This is a genomic window from Leptothrix mechoopdaensis (SeqCode) (assembly GCF_053893855.1).
Window position 1 is genome coordinate 2,165,316 of sequence record NZ_CM132699.1, and the last position, 17,748, is coordinate 2,183,063.

At 70.0% G+C, this 17,748-nt stretch carries 15 protein-coding genes; 5 read left to right on the top strand and 10 right to left on the bottom strand.

Annotated features, from left to right (window positions below):
* Genes ACWA7K_RS09550 through ACWA7K_RS09560 form a run of 3 tightly spaced genes read right to left on the bottom strand, consistent with a single transcriptional unit; the run spans position 1 to position 4,161 of the window.
* On the bottom strand, positions 1-1,308 hold the full coding sequence (locus ACWA7K_RS09550) for a Tm-1-like ATP-binding domain-containing protein (RefSeq protein ID WP_456167932.1): 1,308 nt from the start codon (positions 1,306-1,308) through the stop codon (positions 1-3).
* Positions 1,305-2,705: an aminotransferase class III-fold pyridoxal phosphate-dependent enzyme gene (locus ACWA7K_RS09555; protein ID WP_456167934.1), complete on the bottom strand. Its 1,401-nt coding sequence runs from the start codon at positions 2,703-2,705 to the stop codon at positions 1,305-1,307. Before ACWA7K_RS09555 ends, ACWA7K_RS09550 begins: the two co-directional genes overlap by 4 nt.
* 13 nt (positions 2,706-2,718) lie before the next feature.
* Entirely contained in the window at positions 2,719-4,161 is a 1,443-nt protein-coding gene (locus tag ACWA7K_RS09560) for an NAD-dependent succinate-semialdehyde dehydrogenase (RefSeq protein ID WP_456167936.1), read from the bottom strand.
* 202 nt (positions 4,162-4,363) lie between these two features.
* Here ACWA7K_RS09560 and ACWA7K_RS09565 point away from each other — a divergent pair, with 202 nt between their 5' ends.
* Positions 4,364-5,440, top strand: coding sequence for a helix-turn-helix domain-containing protein (locus tag ACWA7K_RS09565; RefSeq protein WP_456167938.1), 1,077 nt, complete (start codon positions 4,364-4,366; stop codon positions 5,438-5,440).
* A gap of 48 nt (positions 5,441-5,488) precedes the next feature.
* Here the strand turns inward: ACWA7K_RS09565 and ACWA7K_RS09570 are convergent, their stop codons facing one another.
* The 4 genes from ACWA7K_RS09570 to ACWA7K_RS09585 all read right to left on the bottom strand — a co-directional run bounded on the left by ACWA7K_RS09570 (position 5,489) and on the right by ACWA7K_RS09585 (position 9,614).
* Complete coding sequence (locus ACWA7K_RS09570; protein WP_456167940.1) at positions 5,489-6,634, bottom strand: transporter substrate-binding and LysM peptidoglycan-binding domain-containing protein; 1,146 nt, start codon at positions 6,632-6,634, stop codon at positions 5,489-5,491.
* 25 nt (positions 6,635-6,659) lie between these two features.
* Positions 6,660-7,667 (bottom strand): hypothetical protein, encoded by a 1,008-nt coding sequence (locus ACWA7K_RS09575; RefSeq protein ID WP_456167942.1) that lies wholly within the window; start codon positions 7,665-7,667, stop codon positions 6,660-6,662.
* 14 nt (positions 7,668-7,681) lie between these two features.
* On the bottom strand, positions 7,682-8,362 hold the full coding sequence (locus ACWA7K_RS09580; RefSeq protein WP_456167944.1) for a hypothetical protein: 681 nt from the start codon (positions 8,360-8,362) through the stop codon (positions 7,682-7,684).
* Between the two features lie 121 nt (positions 8,363-8,483).
* A complete protein-coding gene (locus ACWA7K_RS09585) occupies positions 8,484-9,614 on the bottom strand; it encodes a porin (protein WP_456210432.1) in 1,131 nt (376 codons plus the stop codon).
* Positions 9,615-9,849: 235 nt separating this feature from the next.
* Between ACWA7K_RS09585 and ACWA7K_RS09590 the strand changes: the two genes are divergently transcribed.
* From ACWA7K_RS09590 to ACWA7K_RS09605, 4 genes are all read left to right on the top strand, one after another.
* Positions 9,850-10,857, top strand: a complete 1,008-nt coding sequence (locus ACWA7K_RS09590; RefSeq protein ID WP_456167948.1) for a substrate-binding domain-containing protein — start codon at positions 9,850-9,852, stop codon at positions 10,855-10,857.
* Entirely contained in the window at positions 10,851-13,247 is a 2,397-nt protein-coding gene (locus ACWA7K_RS09595) for a putative bifunctional diguanylate cyclase/phosphodiesterase (RefSeq protein ID WP_456167950.1), read from the top strand. The genes ACWA7K_RS09590 and ACWA7K_RS09595 overlap by 7 nt, the downstream gene beginning before the upstream one ends.
* Before the next feature lie 73 nt (positions 13,248-13,320).
* A complete protein-coding gene (locus tag ACWA7K_RS09600; protein WP_456167953.1) occupies positions 13,321-14,490 on the top strand; it encodes a GGDEF domain-containing protein in 1,170 nt (389 codons plus the stop codon).
* A 41-nt stretch (positions 14,491-14,531) separates the two neighbouring features.
* On the top strand, positions 14,532-15,662 hold the full coding sequence (locus tag ACWA7K_RS09605) for a diguanylate cyclase domain-containing protein (protein WP_456167955.1): 1,131 nt from the start codon (positions 14,532-14,534) through the stop codon (positions 15,660-15,662).
* A 24-nt stretch (positions 15,663-15,686) separates the two neighbouring features.
* Here ACWA7K_RS09605 and ACWA7K_RS09610 read toward each other — a convergent pair whose 3' ends face one another.
* The 3 genes from ACWA7K_RS09610 to ACWA7K_RS09620 are packed head-to-tail and all read right to left on the bottom strand — an operon-like array spanning position 15,687 to position 17,723.
* Positions 15,687-16,766, bottom strand: a complete 1,080-nt coding sequence (locus tag ACWA7K_RS09610) for an MBL fold metallo-hydrolase (RefSeq protein WP_456168754.1) — start codon at positions 16,764-16,766, stop codon at positions 15,687-15,689.
* Between the two features lie 28 nt (positions 16,767-16,794).
* Positions 16,795-17,259 carry a DUF6691 family protein gene (locus ACWA7K_RS09615; RefSeq protein ID WP_456167957.1) on the bottom strand — a complete coding sequence of 155 codons (465 nt, stop codon included), beginning with the start codon at positions 17,257-17,259 and terminating at the stop codon, positions 16,795-16,797.
* A gap of 17 nt (positions 17,260-17,276) precedes the next feature.
* On the bottom strand, positions 17,277-17,723 hold the full coding sequence (locus ACWA7K_RS09620; protein ID WP_456167959.1) for a YeeE/YedE family protein: 447 nt from the start codon (positions 17,721-17,723) through the stop codon (positions 17,277-17,279).
* Between the last annotated feature and the right edge of the window lie 25 nt (positions 17,724-17,748).

Consider the following 17,748-nt stretch of genomic DNA (forward strand, 5'->3'; position numbering starts at 1 on the left):
TCAGGCCGCCTCCGCCAGCGTGGCAGCCGGCGCCGGACGCACCACCCGGCCCTGCGCGACCCAGCGGTCGAACACCGCCAGCGCGGCGTCGCAGAAGGCGTCGTCGTTGATGTGGGCGTCGACCGCGACGAACTCGGTCTGCGGCGACAGCCGGCGCGGCAGCTCGTCGCACAGCGCGGCCAGGCCTTCGGGGTCGTGCAGCGCCTCGCCGGGGCGGTCCCATTGCTCGACGCCCCCACGCGGCAGCAGCAGGCAGGCAGGTCCACGCGCCTCGGCCAGCCGCTCGGCGATGGCCGTGGCGACTTCGCGGCGCATCGCCGCATCGACGCAGACCGACGCGATCAGGCGGTTGTGCGCATGCTGCGGCCGGTCGGCCCAGCGCGGCGGCACGGCGCACCAGGCGGCGTAGTCGACCATGTCGGTGGCCCCGGGCGCGACGATCTGCGGCACGCCCGCCAGACCCGCCCCGCGCAGCCGGTCCGGGCCGGCGCTGACGCAGGATCCCGCCAGGTGGTTGACCAGCTCCTGCAGGCTGAAGTCCATCACCGCCGCGAAGTAGCCCTTGGCCGCCAGGTCCTCGAAGGCCCGCCCGCCCATGCCGGTGGTGTGGAACACCGCCAGCTCGTAGCCACGCGCCGCCAGCGCCGGCTGGAGCCGCTTCATGTAGCGCAGCGCGCTGCTGCCCAGCGAGGTCATGCCCACGACCGGACGGGCGACCGGCGCGGCCGTGTGCCCGACCGTATGCCCGACAGTTCGTGCGGCCAGACAGGCCCCCACCGCCGCGCCCGCCGCCTGCGCCAGCGCCGTGCGGCACAACGGGTTCAGGCCGTACAGGCCACCGGCCCACAGCCGCATGATCAGGTCGGGCGGGATGCGGTCCGGCGGGATCAGGTGCGAGTGCGCGATGGTCGACAGCACCACCTTGGGCACCCCCAGCGGCAGCGCGTTGGCCACGTCCAGCGCCAGGTCGGTGCCCATCGTGCCGCCCAGCGCCAGCAGGCCGTCGATGCGGCCGGACGCCTGCAGCTCGACCGCCAGTGCGGCAGCGCCGCGCGCCATCCAGGTCATCGCCTCGTTCTCGTCACCCAGCGCGACGATCGCCGCCAGCGTCGTGCCGGCCGCGTGGGCGACGGCATGGTGGTCGATGTCGGGCACGCAATGGCCACGGCCCAGCACGCCCACGTCCATCAGCAGCGCCCGGCCGCCGCAGGCATCGATGCGCTCGCGCAGGCAGGCGATCTCGTCGCTCTTGGTGTCGACGGTGCCGACCAGCAGGATGACGGGCGCGGCGTTGACAGGGGCATTCATGGCCGCACCGCCTTCGTGTCCACCGCCTCGAACGACGCGATCAGCGTGTCGACCAGGAAGTCGACCTCCTCGCGCGAGATCACCAGCGGCGGCGACAGGATCAGGTTGGGCCCCGAGATGCGCACCATCAGGCCGCGCCGGTAGGCCTCGCGGGCGACCCGCTGCGGCAGGTCGCTGCTGCGCGTCACGGGGGTGCGGGCGGCCTTGTCGCTGACCATCTCGATGCCGGCCATCAGGCCGATGCCGCGCACGTCGCCGACGCAGTCGAAACGTTCGGTGAAGTCGGCCAGGCGCTGCTGCAGATGGGCGCCGACGCGGCCGGCGTGGCCGGGCACATCGAGCTCTTCGAGCAGGTCCAGCGTGGCCAGCGCGGCGGCCGCTGCCACCGGGTGGGCGCTGTAGGTGTAGCCGTGCGAGACCGAGGCCGCGCCGGTCACGTCCGCATCGAAGACCTCGGCCACGCGCTGGCCGATCGCCGTGGCGCCCAGCGGCACATAGCCCGAGCTGATGCCCTTGGCCAGGCACCACAGGTCCGCGTTGACGCCCCACAGCCGGGTGCCGAACATCTCGCCGGTGCGGCCGAAGCCGGTCACCACCTCGTCGGCGATCAGCAGCACGCCGTGGCGGTCGCAGACCTCGCGGATGCGCGGCCAGTAGCTGGCCGGCGGCACGATCACCCCGCCAGCGCCCTGCACCGGCTCGGCGATGAAGGCGGCCACGGTGTCGGGGCCCTGGAACACGATCTCGCGTTCGAGCAGCTCGGCGCAGATGCGGGCCAGCTCGTCCGGATCCTGCGTGTAGGGGTTGTGATAGAGCCACGGCGTGTCGACGTGGAAACAGCCCGGCAGCAGCGGCTCGTAGGGCCGGCGGAAGTTGCTGTTGCCGTTGACGCTCATGCCGCCGAAATGGACGCCGTGATAGCCCTGGCGCAGGCTGATGAACTTGGTCCGGTCGGCCTGGCCGCGCAGCTTCCAGTACTGGCGGGCGATCTTCAGCGCGCCCTCGACCGCGTCGCTGCCGCCGTTCGAGAACAGCACCGCCGCGACCTTCTCCGGCGCCATCAGCCGGACCAGCCGGCTCGACAGCTCGATCGCCCGGACATGCGTGGTGCCGCGGAACACGTTGTAGAAGGGCAGCTCGTCGAGCTGGGCCACGACCGCGTCGCGCACGCGGCGGTTGCTGTGGCCGAGGTTGCTGCTCCACAGGCCGCCGACGCCGTCGAGCATGCGGTGGCCGTCGACGTCCCAGATCCAGCAGCCTTCGCCGCGATGGACGATGTCGGGCGCGTTCTTCTTCATCGCGCCGGGATGCGCCATCGGGTGCCAGAGGTAGCGCGCGTTGTCGCGCCGCAGGGCGTCCGCATCGATGTCGCGCACGGGCGGTTGCAGGTCGTTCATGGGGGTCTCCAGCTCAGCCCGGCAGGCCGACGGTGATGGTCTTGAGTTCGGTGTACGCGAGCAGGCCTTCGGGACCGAGTTCCTGGCCGACGCCGCTGTGTTTCCAGCCGCCGAAGGGCAGCTCGGGCTGCGACACGCCGTAGTGGTTGATGCCGACCATGCCGGCCTCCAGTTCCTCGCCGAGCCGGTGGGCGACGTGCAGGTCGCGCGTCCAGGCATAGGCGCCCAGGCCGTAGGGCAGCGCGTTGGCGGTGGCGATGGCCTCGTCCAGCGTGTCGTAGGGCCGCACCACGGCGATCGGGCCAAAGGGCTCGTCGCGCATCACGCGGGCGCTGTCGGGCGCATCGGCGATGACGGTCGGCGCGAAGAAATACCCCGGTCGGTCCGGCACCGAACCGCCGCACAGCACGCGCGCGCCGTGATCGCGCGCGTCGTCGACGAAGCGGGCCATGTCGTCGAGCCGGCGTGCATGCGTCAGCGGGCCCATCTGCGTGGCCGCGTCCAGCCCCGGGCCGATGCGCAGCGACCGCGCGGCCTCGGTGAACTGTTCCAGGAACTGCGCGTGATGGCGGCGCGCGACCAGGAAGCGGATCGGCGCGGCGCAGACCTGCCCGGCGTTGCGGAACTTGGCCGCCACCGAGGCCTTCAGCGCCTGCATCGGGTCGGCGTCCTCGCAGACGATCACCGGCGCGTGGCCACCGAGTTCGCCGGTGAACTTCTTCAGGTGACGGGCGGCCTGTTCGCCCAGCAGCCGGCCGACCGCGACCGAGCCGGTCAGCGAGACCTTGGCGATGTCCGGATGCGCGATCAGCACGGACGACACCTGCGCCGGATCGCCGCAGACCATGTTCAGCGCATCGGCCGGCACGCCCGCGTCCAGGAAGATCTGCACCAGCAGCTGGCAGGTGCCGGGCGTCTCCTCGTCGGGCTTGATGACCACGCTGCAGCCGGCGGCCAGCGCGCTGGCGATCTTGCGGATCGGCAGGTTGGCCGGGAAGTTCCAGGGCGTGAAGGCGGCCACCGGACCGACCGGCTGGCGCAGCACCGTGTGCGACAGGATGCCCTCGACACGCGGCGCGACGGTGCGACCGTAGACGCGCCGGCCCTCCTCGGCCTGCACCGCCAGGATGTCGGCGCTCAGGCGGACCTCGCGCAGCGCCTCGGCGGTCGGCTTGCCCTGTTCCAGCGTCAGCACATGGGCGATGGCGGCGGCCTGTTCGCGCATCCGGTCGGCGGCGCGGTGCAGCACGGCGGCACGTTCGTCCGGACGCAGCCGGCGCCAGGCCGCGTAGCCCCGGCGCGACGACTCGGCGGCCTGCTGCAACTCGTCGACGCCGGCCAGCGGCAGCATGGCCAGGACCGCGCCGGTGGCGGGGTCGTGCACGGCCCGCTCGCCGCCGCTGGCACGGGTCAGCCAGCGCCCCGCGACATGCAGGGCCAGGGTGGGATAGGACATCTCGGCTCCATCGGCCTGCGCCCGTCGCCGTCGCCCGTCGGGACATCCGGGGCATCGTCGGCAAGGGGTCGTGGACCACGGAGCGAACGGTATTTGCGGGAGATCAAGGCGCGTGATCAGGAAACCGACATGCGCGGATCGGGTTATCCCGGACCGGCGACCGCTGGGTCCCGGCAGGGCCTGCGGGCATGATCGGCGCGCGATGTCCACGCCCCCGCCCGAGTCCTTGTCTGCCGCGTTGTCTGCCGCGTTGCCTGCAGATTCGCCTGCCGCCGAAACGGCCGGCACCGGCTGGCTGCGCGAGTTCCACGCCCGCGACGTCGACGAACTGGCCGGCGCGCAGGTTGACTGGCGGCTGGACTACGCCCAGCTCAGCGGCGGGCGCTACGCCGGATCGGTCCGGCAGGTCGGGCTGGACGGCATCCAGCTGGTGCTGGAGTGCAGCAGCCACGCGGTGCGCCAGCGCGGCCGGCTCGATGCGCAGCACATCGGCATCGCGCTGGGGCTGTCGACGGCATCGGGCGGCGCCGGGCTGTTCCACGGCCAGCGGCTGGCCGACGACACGCTGATGATCGGACGCGGCGACGAGCTGGACCTGGTCACCACCGACACCCACCAGCTGATCGCCATGCTGATCGACGCGACGCTGCTGGGCCGGATCTGGCAGGACCTCTACCAGAAGCCCTGGTCACCGTTCCTGGACCACAAGCTGGCCGTGCCGGCGCGACCCGGCATGGCCGACCATGTGCGCACGGTCCACCTGGCCGCGCTGCAGCGGGTCGTCGCCGATCCGGCCTTGCTGCACGACCCGAAGGCCGCGCGCCTGCTGCGCGACGCGGTGCTGCTGGAATGGCTGGAGGCCATCCCCGAACGGGTCGAGATCGCCGACCTGCGCACGCTGCAGGCCCGCCGCCGGCTGGTCGACCGGGCCTGCGAGCGGGTGCTGGGCGTGCCCGACCAGGCGCTGTCGCTGCTGCAGGTCTGCCAGCATGTCGAAGCCAGCCCGCGCCAGCTCGACCTGGCCTTCCGCGACGTGCTGGACACCACCCCGGCGCGCTACCTGAAGGTGGCCCGCCTGAACGGCGTGCGGCGCCTGCTGCGCCAGCACGCCCAGTTCGCCGCCGAGACGGGGCAGACGCCCCCGACCGTTGCCGACCTGGCCGCTCGCTGGGGCTTCTGGCACCTCGGCGCCTTCGCGGCCGACTACCGCCAGCAGTTTGGCGAGCTGCCGTCGAGCACGCTGGGGCGCAATGGTGTGGCCCGCTGTGCGCAACCCTGACGGACGGCCGGGGATGGACTGCCGCGCCGGCTCAAGGGCCGCCGTGACTCAAGGACGGGGAATCACCAGGACTTGTCCGACACGAATCATGTTCGGGTTGGGCAAATTGTTGCGAGCCTCGATTTCCGGATAACGCATGACGTCGCCCAGCTGGGCGCCGGCGATCCGGGAAAGGGTATCGCCGGTCTTGACCACATGGGAGCCCTCGCCGTTCGCCGCACCTTTTGCCTTGGCAATCTTGTTGCTGCCGAAGTGAAGGCGGATCAGGTCGCCATAGGCTTCACTGGCCCTGACCTTTCGAATCGCCGTGTTGAGCCGATCCAGAAGGTCGCCATCTTCCTTGCGCACACCGATCTTGTACTGCAACCTGGAGTTCGGCAGTTTCGCCGACAGGAATTGCAGTTCAGTACCGCGCAGCTCGGCGACGGCGAATGGGTAGTCATAGACGACCGCATCGACCGAACCACGGGTGATTGCCTTGTTGATCCAGTCGCGCGCGCCGGAACCCGACGTCGAGGCATCGCTGATCTCGACCAGGCGCGCACCCGGAAACTGGCTCTGCATGTAGTTTCGTACATCAGGATCGCCCTTCAGGATGCCGATGCTGGCCTTGCTGACGTCCTGCAAGCTTCGTATCGATCCACTCGCCAAGCCGATGAGCGCGTAGCCGAAGTCATCCACGTACGGAATCGTGTAAGTGACGCCCGGCAGATCACCGTCCGAAAAGGTCAGGCCGTCGATCGCCATGTCGACCACGGGGTGGCCGCGCTGATCCCGCTTGAGGAGGGTTTGAGGGACTTCCTCATAGGTATCCACCCGGAATTCGGTGTTGATGTCGATGGCACCCCGGGTTGACTGGAACTCCGATTGCGCGAACAGCAGTTTCATGAAGTCGACATTGAATCCCTTGCCCTGACCATTCGTCACGGCAAAGAAAGGCTCCGAAGGAGACTGCACGCCAACTCGCACGACCCCTTGCGCCAGCATGGACTTGAGCGTCGCGCCCACCTGCCCGATCTGCGCCGATGGGGCCGATGTCGCCGGCGTCGCGTTGGCTTGCGTCTGCCCTGGCGACGATGAATGGCTTGAGGCAGTCTCGTGACCCGGATCGGCAGTCAGCCGCATGGCGCCATAGACGCCTGCACAGACGACGGCAATGATCAGGATGAGTCGCGGAACGGGTTTGAGCTTCATGATGAAAAGTGGCGGAATGGTGTGATCAGGTCTTGAACCAGTCGATGGACTTGACGGCATCAGCCGATGCCGGGTTGTTCGCGAGGGACGGTTTGGCCGGGATCTCCCTCGCGCCCCCCAGAACGATGGCCTCCGCTCCTTGTTCCCATTGGGTCAGCAGTTCCATCGCTTCAGCCTCATAAATGCCGTTCTGCAAATCGACCGAGCGCATGAAGCCATCCGACACACGGGCAAAGTCGTCGATCTCGCCGATCTTCATGGCGTAGTCAGCGGCCAGGTGTTCATTGGCAAGATCAAACATCTCGCGCGCGTCCGGGTCACCCTTGAGGATGGTTCTGGCAGAAGCGATCGCTGAATGGGCCTGCTTCATCATGTCGCGCTTGCGCTCCTTGAGCTTGATTTCGCTGCGCATGTCCGCGATGAGAAACTGGGCCACCTCCTGATACTTGGTGAGGACACGGTGCAGCAGTCTCAGCTTCTCCAGCAGGTCCTCGTAGGTCAGATTGACCTCCCTGATTCGACCCACCTCGCGTGACGCCAACGCCATTTCCAGCTTGCCGCCCTGCTTGCTGGCGGCGCTCATCATCTTGAGATGCTGGTCGCCCGCTCGCTTGTTCTGCTGGATCTCCTGTTCGCACTCACGGATCATCCCGGCCAGTTTCGTGATGCGTCGGCCCATATCCGCAAGTCGAAACTCCAGATCACCCACATGGTTTTTCAGGATGCCAATCGGATCGATCTCGACAAACACTTGCGTGATGGCGCGCATCGCACTCATGTACAAGTATTTGCCGAGCCGCCAGAACCGCCGGTCGCTGACGATGAAGAGCAAGACGACTGCCACGACACCCAGCAAAGTCGCGTAGATCGTGTTCCTGAGCAAGCCGATGATGAAGGGCAGCGCCTGATAGATGACATAGGCTGCACCCGCCATCATCAGCACACCCAGGATCTGTCCGGTAACCCCTTCAGGCCGCTCCCAGAATGACTTGGGCTTCAGGCCCCCGTTGTTCGCATTGAAAAGATCGTTCATCGTCCGTCCCCGGATCAGGCCGCCAAGTATCGAATCAGCTTCTCGCGCATCTGCTGCAGATTGCCCCGAACCTTCTCGGCCGCCAGATGGAATCGGCGTTCAACACGTTCGATCTCGTGGCGCTTGGCATCCGCTTCAGCCAGCGTTTCAGCAATCATCTGATTGTCCGAAGCGTCAAGCCGGGCCATCTCTGAAAGGCTGGTGGCAAGAGCCTGCCGCAATCGCTCCGCTTCGACGGCCCGGGCCTGCACCTGCGACCTTGTCGATTCGATTGCCTGCATCCGGCGATCAACCTCCTGCTTCATTTGATCTGCGGTTTGAGCAGTGAATGCAGAAATCTGCTGATCAAGCGCACCCAGATGGTCGTGATCAATCGCCTGGATGACCGCCGCCGCATCGAAATCGCCGCCGACCGAGATCGCGCCCTTGTATCGGGCGGCTTCATCCGGGATGAAACTCTCAAGCCGACTGGCGGCCTGCTGCAAGCGGGTATAGGCCGTTGGTTTCGCCGTTGCCAGTTCCGACAGGCGCCGAACCGTGCCTTCCATCTCTTCGGTCCCGCCGATGTCGTTCACCAGTACAGGTGGCGCATTCACCGCGACAACGGGCTGGTTCACATCCGCAACGGTTGCGGGCGGTTCGCCCTCGGACTCGAAAAGCACGCCCTTGATGGCGCCCAAGAAACCTGACGCCATGGGCATCAACTCCTGTCTGAATCATGTTGACCTGATGCCGGAAGGGCATCGCCACAAACTCTGCGGCGCTTGCGCGCCCGGTGCCCCGCCATTCAGGCTGCGAGCGCGCAGGCTCGCCGCTTCAGAAGGTCACGCGCATGCCGCCCTCGATGCCCTTCGAGTCGCCACCGGCCGCCAGACCGCTGCGACCGCCGGGCACCGCATAGGTGGCTGCGCCACGGTTGCCGATGCGCGAGACGGTGCTGTAGAGCACCGCGCGCTTGGACAGGTTGTGGACGTAGCCCAGGCTCAGCTGGGTCGCGCCGTTGGCGTCCAGCGCGGTCGCGCCGACCCGGCCGGAGAAGGAGACGCGGTGGACCGAGGCCTTGACCTCGCCGTCGCCGACCGGCACCCAGGCACCGGCGAGCAGGTGACGTTCGCTCGCGTTCGCCTGCGAGAACTGCCGCACCACGCCCGACAACCGCACCACGCCCAGGTCGACCAGACCGCCGAGCGCCCGGTCCTTGAACTTGCCGGTGGCGGTCAGGTCGTTGCCGGTCTGCTGGAGCGCTGCCGAGACGCTCCAGATGCCCTGGCCGTAGCCCAGCCGCAGGCCGCGCACGTCGTTGAAGCCGTTGGCCGCGGTGTTGTTCTCGCGGCTGGCCCACATCAGGCCGCCTTCGAGGCCCGGCACAAGCGCCGGCAGCAACCACTGGATCGTGCCGTTGGCGCGCACCGTGGTGTTCGCGGCGGCGCCGAAGGCCGACTTGATCGGACCGGTCGGTGTCGCCGAGATCAGCGTGTTGGCGCCGCCGACGCCGACGTAGCCGAACGGGTCGTAGCGGCTCCAGTTGACGTAGGACAGCACCTGGTCACGCCCCAGCCGCACTTCGCCGGCCGACTTGCTGACCAGGCTGACGGTCGCGCGGCGATCCCAGAACTGGGTCGCCGAGACGGCGGTGCCGTTGCCCAGCGTCAGGCCGTGTTCGAGGTGGAAGGCTGCGCCCAGGCCCTCGCCCAGTTCCTCGGTGCCGCGCACGATGAGGCGGCTGGTGGCGTTGCCGCCGTTGGCCATCGACGACTGGGAGCCGCGCCCCTCGTTGTCGACCCAGCGCAGGCCGGCATCGGCGATGCCGCCGACGGTGACGCCGCTGGTCTGGGCCTGCACGCCGGTGGGGCCGGCCAGTGCGAGCACGGCCACGACCGACACGCCCAGGGCGCTGCGGGCGCGTTGACGGGCGGGGGGGACGGAACGGTTGGATCCTGATGTCATGGGATGTCTCCTCGGTTTGGTTCTTCGGTCAGGGGAAAGTCAGTCTCCCAAGACCTCTTCCGCCGGAGACACGCAACAACCTGTTGAAGGTCTACAAACATCTGCGTTTGTGGCCGCCGGCCTGGGGCCGCTCCGAGGGCCGCTCCGAGGGCCTATGACGCGCCGCACAAGCTCGCTTGGGTAGCGGAGAATCCAGCGGAATCCGGTCGCGCACGACCGGGACAGGGATGGATGAATGACGCAAGACCTGCCACGACGCCGGGCCTGCGGTGCACTGGCGATGCTGGCCTTGCTGCCGGCAGGGGCCGTCGCGGCCGTGGCCGACATGGCCGGCCGCCCGCGCCATCTGGTGGTGATCCCCAAGTCCAGCGACCAGCTGTTCTGGGACCTCGTGCGCAGCGGCGTCGAGCAGGCGGTGAGCGAGGCCGAGAAGGCCGGTGCCAAGCTCCTGCTGACCTGGCGCGGCCCGGCCTACAGCGGTGACGCCGAAGCGCAGATCCGCATCCTGCGCAGCTACACCCGTCCCGGCGTCGACGTCATCGTGCTGGCCGCCGCCGATCGCACGCTCCTGCGGGATCCCGTGAAGGCGGCCGTCGCGGCCGGCATTCCGGTGATCGTGGTCGATTCGGCCCTCGACGGCGATGCCCACCTGGCCCAGGTCACGACCGACAACCTGGCCGCCGGCCGGCAGGCGGCCCGCGAGATGGCCCGCCGCCTGTCGGGCAAGGGCGACGTCATGGTGCTGCGCACGCTGCCCGGCAGTGCCTCGACCTTCGATCGCGGCCGGGGCTTCGTCGACGAGCTGCGCGTCATCGCCCCCGGCATCCGCATCGTCGCCGACGCGTTCGGCGGCGGCTCGCCCGGCGACCTGCGGGCCCGGGCCGGCGAGATGCTGCAGGCCCATCCCGCCGTCGACGGCATCTTCACGGTCAACGAATCGTCGACCGACGGCATGCTGCGGGCCTTGCGCAGCGTCGTCCGGCAGGGTCGGCCGGTCTTCATCGGCTTCGACACCACGCCCTTCCTGCTGGAGGCGCTCGGCTCGGGCGAGATCGCCGCGCTCGTCATCCAGGACCCGCGCCGGATGGGCCAACTCGGCGCCCAGCTGGCGCTGCGGCTGATCGCGGGGGAACACCCGTCCAACCTTCAGCCCATCGCCCCGCTGTTGATCGACACCCATCTGGTGACGCGCCAGAACATGGCCGATCCGGCGGTGCGCAAGCTGATGTGCCTGTCATGCTGAGCCGCCGGTCCGGTCTGGCCCGATTCCAGCGGCTGCGCGCCCGGCTGGCCCGGCGTGGCCTGACGGTCGGCATCGTGGCGGGCATCCTGGTCGGGCTGCTGCTGCCGGCGCTGATCGGCGGCGCGATGCTGTCGCGGCTGCGGCTGCAGCAGGTCACGGCCGACGCCGCCGGTCAGCTCGACGAGCGGGCCGCGCTGCTGGCCTCGGCGCTGGCGGTGCCGGCCTGGAACTTCGACCGCAACGGGCTGGACCGGATCGCCTCGGCGGCGATGCTCGACGAGCGCGTCATCCGCATCCACATCCGCGATGCCCAGTCGCTGCCGCTGCTGATGCTCGAACGCCGGCCCGATGACCGGGTGCGCACGCTGCAGACCGACCGGCGCGAGCTGCGCTTCGTCACCAAGGCCCACCAGCCCGGCGAACTGGCCGGCTGGGTCGAGCTGACCGTGGACACGGCCGGCGCACGTCAGCAGGTCGACCAGGAACTGCGCTCGCTCGGTCTCGTGCTGCTGGTGCAGCTGGTCCTGTCGCTGCTGCTGCTGCTGTGGACCTTCCGGGGCCGCGTGCTCAAGCCGCTGTCGGCGCTGAGGCGCTTCTCGGACCAGCTCGCCGGCGGCGACCTCGAGCGTGCCTTGCCGTGGCGGCGCCAGGACGAGATCGGCCAGCTGGCGCGCCAGATGGAACGCATGCGCGGCGACCTGCGGGCCTCGTTCGCGCAGCAGCGCGCGATCCTGGACAACGTCGACGTCGGCATCGTGTTCGAGCAGGACGGTGTCGTCCGGCTGGCCAACCAGCATGCCGAGCGGGTCTACGGGCGGCCACGCGGCATGCTCGACGGCCTGCCCGGCGAGCAGTTGTTCCCGGACGACGCGGGCGGCCGCGAGGCCCGTGCCCGCGCGCTGGCCGACGTCGCCGGACCGACCCGGCAGCACGAGACGGAACTGGAGCTGCGGCGCTCGGACGGCACGCTTTTCTGGGCCCGGCTGCGGGTCGGCCGGCTCGACGGCCAGGCGGCCGAGGCGGGTTGCATCTGGGTGATCGAGGACATCTCGGCGCACAAGGCGGCCGAACGCGAGATCCACCAGCTGGCCTACTTCGACACGCTGACCAGCCTGCCGAACCGGCGCCTGCTGCTGGCCCGGCTGCAGGAGGCGCTGGACATCGCCGCACACGCGCAGCGCCACGGCGCGCTGCTGTTCATCGACCTGGACGACTTCAAGACGCTCAACGACACCCTCGGCCACGAGGTCGGCGATCACCTGCTGGGCCAGGTCGCCGGACGGCTGGGCAACTGCCTGAAGACGCAGGACATCGTGGCCCGCTTCGGCGGCGACGAGTTCGCGGTCGTGCTGGAGCCGACCGCCGCCAGCGCCGCCGAGGCCATCGCGATGGCCGACGCCGTCGGCGCCCGGATGATGCAGGCGCTGGCCCGGCCCTACCCGCTCGGCGAGGTCTCGCGCACCGTCACGCCCAGCATCGGCGTCGCGCCGTTCGGGCCCGGCACCGACACGGTCGACGGCCTGCTGCGCAAGGCCGACCTGGCGATGTACCAGGCCAAGGCTGCCGGCCGCAACACGCTGTGCTTCTTCGACGCCACGATGCAGGCGCAGCTGATCGAGCGCACCGCGCTGGAGGACGACCTGCGCCTGGCGATCGACCGCGGCGAGCTGTCGCTGCACTACCAGCCGCAGGTGCTCGACGACGGCCAGATCACCGGCGCGGAGGTGTTGCTGCGCTGGCAGCACCCGCAGCGCGGCGCGGTCTCGCCGGCCACCTTCATCCCGCTGGCCGAACAGTCCGGCCTGATCCTGGTGCTGGGGGCCTGGGTGCTGCGCCGGGCCTGCACGCAGCTGGCGCGCTGGGGCGGCGACCCGGCGACGGCCGGCCTGGACCTGTCGGTCAACGTCAGCGCGATCCAGTTCCGCCGGCCCGACTTCGCCCAGGGCGTGCTCGACGAGCTGGCCCGCTCCGGCGCCAACCCGCAGCGCCTGAAGATCGAGCTGACCGAGAGCGTGCTGGTCGACGACTTCGACGACATCGTGCCGAAGATGGTGGCGCTGCGTTCGGTGGGCGTGCGCTTCTCGCTCGACGACTTCGGCACCGGCTACTCGTCGCTGGCCTACCTGAAGCGGCTGCCGCTGGACCAGCTCAAGATCGACCGCACCTTCGTCGACCACCTGCTGACCTACGAGGACGACGCGGCGATCGCCAGCACCATCGTGAAGCTGGCCGACACGCTCGGCATCGGCGTGCTGGCCGAGGGGGTCGAACACGAAGCGCAGCGGGTCCGGCTGGTCGCCATGGGCTGTCGGGCGTGGCAGGGCTTCCTGTTCAGCCGGCCGGTGCCTTTGCACGATTTCATGAACCTGCTGGAGCGTCAGACCGCCTGACCCTCGATTCAGGGGGGGGTATGGTCTCAAGTCGCCGCCCGCCACGCCGACAACTTCGACGAAGCTCGACCCGATGAACCCCGCCGACCCGAACCCGCCACCCCGCCAGGAGCCCCACCCGCTCCGGCGCGCGGGTGCGCCCGAGCCGGACAAGGTCTCGCAGGTGCTGCACCTGTTGCTGGGCGTCGGCTCGACCCTGATCGTGCTGGTCTGGCTGATGGAGATCTACCTGGGCGTGATCACGTCGTGGGACCTCTGGATGGAGCCGCTGCTTGCCGTCATCGTCGGCGGCACGGCGCTGGTGATGGTGCGCCGGCCCGAACTCGACGCCCGCCTGCGGCCGGTCCCGGTGACCGCCTTCAACCTCTACCTGATCGCCGCGCTGCACCTGACGCTGCTGAAGAGCCCCGGGCCGGAGCAGTGGTACCAGACGATCACGACGCTCTACTGGGTGCCGCTGGCCTACGGCTGCGCCTTCGTGTTCCTCGGCCTGCGCACCGCGCTGGTGGTCTGCAGCATCACCGCCTCGGCGATCTTCGGGCCGATGCTGCTGTGGTGGAGCCAGGACCAGCTGCCGACCTGGACCTGGGAGTCCGGTCCGCTGCTGGTGGTGATCGCGCTGTCGCACGGCATGTACGTGCTGCTGCTGTGGGCGGTCGTCAAGCTGCGCGACAGCCACGCCGACGCCCGCGCCAACGCCGAACGCATGCGCAGGCTGGCGGCCACCGACGTGCTGACCGGCCTGCCGAACCGCCGCGCCATGCTCGACACGCTGATGCAGTCGCTCGACTCGAACCGGCTCGCCGACCAGCCGCTGGCGATCGCGCTGGTCGACGTCGACCACTTCAAGGACGTCAACGACCAGCACGGCCACGCCACCGGCGACGCGGTCCTGATCCGCCTGGGCATGCAGATGCGGACCCAGTTGCGCAGCACCGACACGCTGGCCCGCTGGGGCGGCGAGGAGTTCCTGATCTGCACCCCCGGCACGCCGAAGGATGCCGCCCGAGAAACCGCCGAACGGGTCCGCGCGGGCGTGGCCGCCTGCCCGATGCCACACGGCCGGCGGCTGACGGTCAGCATCGGCGTGGCCGTCTGCCTGCCCGACGACGACCTCGACAGCCTGCTGCTGCGGGCCGATCAGGCGCTCTACCGCGCCAAGTCGGAGGGTCGCAACCGCGTCGTGGTCGCGGACGTGGACATGGGCGTCTCCGACACGCACACCGCGCCGCTGTTCGACTGAACGGCGGCAGGCGCACACCGATCGAGACCCAAAGCCCCGTCATGAGCCGCGCCTTTCCTGTCGCCCGCGACGCCCTCGACGCCCTCGACGCCTTCTACCGCCACTTCGGCGCCCACCGCGTGGACGGCCGCGGCCGTCACGAGATCGACCGCGTCATCCAGCGCATCGTCATCACCGTCGCGGTCGGGCTGGTCACCTTCTGGCAGGAACCGGGCACCGACCGGCTGGCGCCGATCGTCCCGTTGATGCCGTGGGCAGCGCTCGTCTACGTGCTGCTGTCGCTGGCCTACTGGCGCGTGATCCGGCGCCGGCCCGATGCGGCGGTCGGTGCGCAGTACGCCTTCCTGGTCGTCGACCCGCTGGTGACGGTGCTGGCGCTGATGGCCGCGCCGACGATGCTCGCGCCGCTGAACATGTTCCTGATGGTCCAGATCGTGCGCTGCGGCATCCGCTACGGCGTGCGCACGCTGTGGCTGACCTGGGCGGTCTCGCTGCTCGCCTCGGCGGCGCTGATGCCGCTGTCGAACTTCTGGACGATGGCGCAACCGCTGACGCTGTCGCACATCGCGATGCTCGTGATCACGCCGCTGCTGTTCGCGCCGCTGATCGCCAGCCTGCACCGCGCCACCGACGACCTGCGACAGGCCGCCACGTCCGATCCGCTGACCGGTCTGGCCAACCGCCGGATGCTGGGCACGCACCTGCAGGGAGCCCGCCAGCGCAGCCGGCGCGAACAGACGGCGCTGGCGCTGATCCTGTTCGACCTGGACCGCTTCAAGACCGTCAACGACGCCTACGGCCACGCCAAGGGCGACGAGCTGCTGCTGCGCGTGACGGCGGCGCTGAAAGGCCGGCTTCGCGGCAGCGACTTCCTCGCCCGCATCGGCGGCGACGAGTTCGTGCTGCTGCTTGAAGGCCTGGACGAGACCCACGCCCGCCTGCAGGCCGGCCTGATGGCGCAGAAGATCGTCGGCCTCGTCGAGGCCGTCTCGCGCGAGTGCTGTCCGGATCTGCCGGTCTCGGCCAGCGTGGGCGTGCACACCTGGTCGGCCGACGACCCGGACGGCGGCGACGAGAACGTGCTGATCGACCACGCCGACCGCGCGATGTACGCCGCCAAGCGCGCCGGCAAGGGCCGCGCCGTGCACAGCAGCCTCAGCCCGCTGGATTGAGTCGCGGGCCGGCCGGTCCGGCCTTCAGTCGGCCGCGCCCTCGACCGGATGGCCAAGGCCGCGCCAGCGCAACAACCCGCCCGCCAGGTTGGCCACCCGCGTCAGGCCGGCCTTCTGCAGCAGCACGGCGGCCTGGGCGGAACGGGCACCCGAGCGGCACACGGTCACGACCGGCCGGTCGCGGTCGAGTTCGTCGACACGGCCCGGCAGTTCACCCAGCGGCAACAGGCGCGCGCCGGCGATGTGGCCCAGCGCACCGGCCGGGGCGCCGAACTCGCCCGGCTCGCGCACGTCGACCACCTGGACCCGCGCGCCGAGGTCTTCCAGCACCTCCGGCCGGATCTCCCAGTAGCCGCCGAAGGCCCAGGTCAGCGGCGCCCAGTCCGGATCGGCCGGCGGCTGGTGATCGCCAGCCGGTCGGCCGCACTGCAGGTTGGCGGGCACCGCCAGCGCCATCTGCTTCGGGTGCGGCAACGAGAGGTTGACCATGTGGCCGACGAAGTCGCCCTCGCTGGCATCGCCGCCCAGACGCGGGTTGTGGCGCCGCTCCTCGGCCACGCTGCTGACCGACAGGCCGCGGTAGTCGTGGCCGGGGTAGATGGCGCAGTCCTCCGGCAGGCTCAGCAGCTGCTCGTGGACCGAGCGGTAGAGCCGCTGCGGGCTGCCTTGCTGGAAGTCGGTGCGCCCGCAGCCGCGGATCAGCAGCGCATCGCCGGTGAAGACCCGGCTGCGGTCGTCGAGCACGAAGCTCAGGCAGCCATCGGTGTGGCCGGGCGTCGCGCGAACCTCCAGCCAGCGCGGCCCGAAGGCGATGCGGTCGCCGTGTCGCAACGCCAGGTCCACCCCCTGCGCCTGCGCCACGGCGGCCACGCCGATGCGACTGCCCAGCCGTTCGCGCAGCAGCCAGGCGGCGGTGACATGGTCGGCGTGTACATGGGTCTCGAGCGTGGCGACCAGCCGCAGGCCCAGCTCGCGCAGCAGCGTCGTGTCGCGGCGCAGCTGCTCGAACACCGGATCGATCAGCAGCGCCTCGCCGCTGTCGCGGTCACCCAGCAGGTAGGTGTAGGTCGACGACGTGGCGTCGAAGAGCTGGTGAAAGATCAACATGGCACACCTCCGTCGCGCGATCAGGTCAGGTCGGACCGATCAACCGGTCGTGCAGCAGCATGCCCGCGACCATCGCGATCAGGAAGAGCCAGGCCGACGACAGGCCCGCGCCGGCCGCGACGATGGCCGGGCCGGGGCAGTAGCCGCCGAGGCCCCAGCCGATGCCGAACAGCACGCCGCCGCCGATCAGGCGGGCGTCGATCGCGGTCAGCCCGGGGATCTCGTAGGCATTGCCAGCCCAGGCCTTCTCGCCGGCCCGGCGTCGCCGCACGGCCAGCGCGAAGGCACCCAGGCCGACGGCGATGGCACCGCCCATCACGAAGGCGAGGCTCGGATCCCAGCGGCCGGCGAAGTCCAGGAAGCCCTTGACCTTGGCCGGGTCGGTCATGCCGCCGGCGATCAGGCCCAGGCCGAAGACCAGGCCGGCCAGCAGCGCGAGCGGCAGTCCCAGCCGGCTGCGGCGGGATGCGGGAGAAGAAGACGAATTCATGCGCGGGTCTCCCGGGTTCAGCCGATCAGGTGTCGCACGGCGTAGACCGTCACGCCGCCGGCACCGATGAAGGCCAGCACGTTGACCAGCGAACGCGGCGACAGGCGGCTCAGGCCGCAGACGCCGTGGCCGCTGGTGCAGCCGTTGGCCATGCGCACGCCGACACCGACCAGCAGGCCGGCGACGATCAGCCCGGCGCTGCCGACATCGACCGTCGCGGCCGGCAAGGGCGCGACGGCCTGCCACAGCCAGGGCGCCAGCAGCAGGCCGGCCAGGAAGGCCAGCCGGGTCGCCTCGGGGCCGAATCGCCCACGATCCAGCAGCGTGTTCAAGGGGCTGGCGAGGATGCCCGAGATGCCCGCGATGCGGCCGTTGCCGAGCAGGTAGAGGGCGGTGGCCAGGCCGATCAGCAGGCCGCCGATCAACGAGGCCCACGGGGTGAAGCTGTCCCAGGCGAGGGTCATGCGCAAGGCTCCATGTCGAGAAGCC

Bases quoted from the DNA above. Each gene is read 5' to 3' on its own strand.
- ACWA7K_RS09550 (WP_456167932.1), bottom strand. From the start codon at position 1,308: ATGAATGCCCCTGTCAACGCCGCGCCCGTCATCCTGCTGGTCGGCACC.
- ACWA7K_RS09555 (WP_456167934.1), bottom strand. From the start codon at position 2,705: ATGAACGACCTGCAACCGCCCGTGCGCGACATCGATGCGGACGCCCTG.
- ACWA7K_RS09560 (WP_456167936.1), bottom strand. From the start codon at position 4,161: ATGTCCTATCCCACCCTGGCCCTGCATGTCGCGGGGCGCTGGCTGACC.
- ACWA7K_RS09565 (WP_456167938.1), top strand. From the start codon at position 4,364: ATGTCCACGCCCCCGCCCGAGTCCTTGTCTGCCGCGTTGTCTGCCGCG.
- ACWA7K_RS09570 (WP_456167940.1), bottom strand. From the start codon at position 6,634: ATGAAGCTCAAACCCGTTCCGCGACTCATCCTGATCATTGCCGTCGTC.
- ACWA7K_RS09575 (WP_456167942.1), bottom strand. From the start codon at position 7,667: ATGAACGATCTTTTCAATGCGAACAACGGGGGCCTGAAGCCCAAGTCA.
- ACWA7K_RS09580 (WP_456167944.1), bottom strand. From the start codon at position 8,362: ATGGCGTCAGGTTTCTTGGGCGCCATCAAGGGCGTGCTTTTCGAGTCC.
- ACWA7K_RS09585 (WP_456210432.1), bottom strand. From the start codon at position 9,614: ATGACATCAGGATCCAACCGTTCCGTCCCCCCCGCCCGTCAACGCGCC.
- ACWA7K_RS09590 (WP_456167948.1), top strand. From the start codon at position 9,850: ATGACGCAAGACCTGCCACGACGCCGGGCCTGCGGTGCACTGGCGATG.
- ACWA7K_RS09595 (WP_456167950.1), top strand. From the start codon at position 10,851: ATGCTGAGCCGCCGGTCCGGTCTGGCCCGATTCCAGCGGCTGCGCGCC.
- ACWA7K_RS09600 (WP_456167953.1), top strand. From the start codon at position 13,321: ATGAACCCCGCCGACCCGAACCCGCCACCCCGCCAGGAGCCCCACCCG.
- ACWA7K_RS09605 (WP_456167955.1), top strand. From the start codon at position 14,532: ATGAGCCGCGCCTTTCCTGTCGCCCGCGACGCCCTCGACGCCCTCGAC.
- ACWA7K_RS09615 (WP_456167957.1), bottom strand. From the start codon at position 17,259: ATGAATTCGTCTTCTTCTCCCGCATCCCGCCGCAGCCGGCTGGGACTG.
- ACWA7K_RS09620 (WP_456167959.1), bottom strand. From the start codon at position 17,723: ATGACCCTCGCCTGGGACAGCTTCACCCCGTGGGCCTCGTTGATCGGC.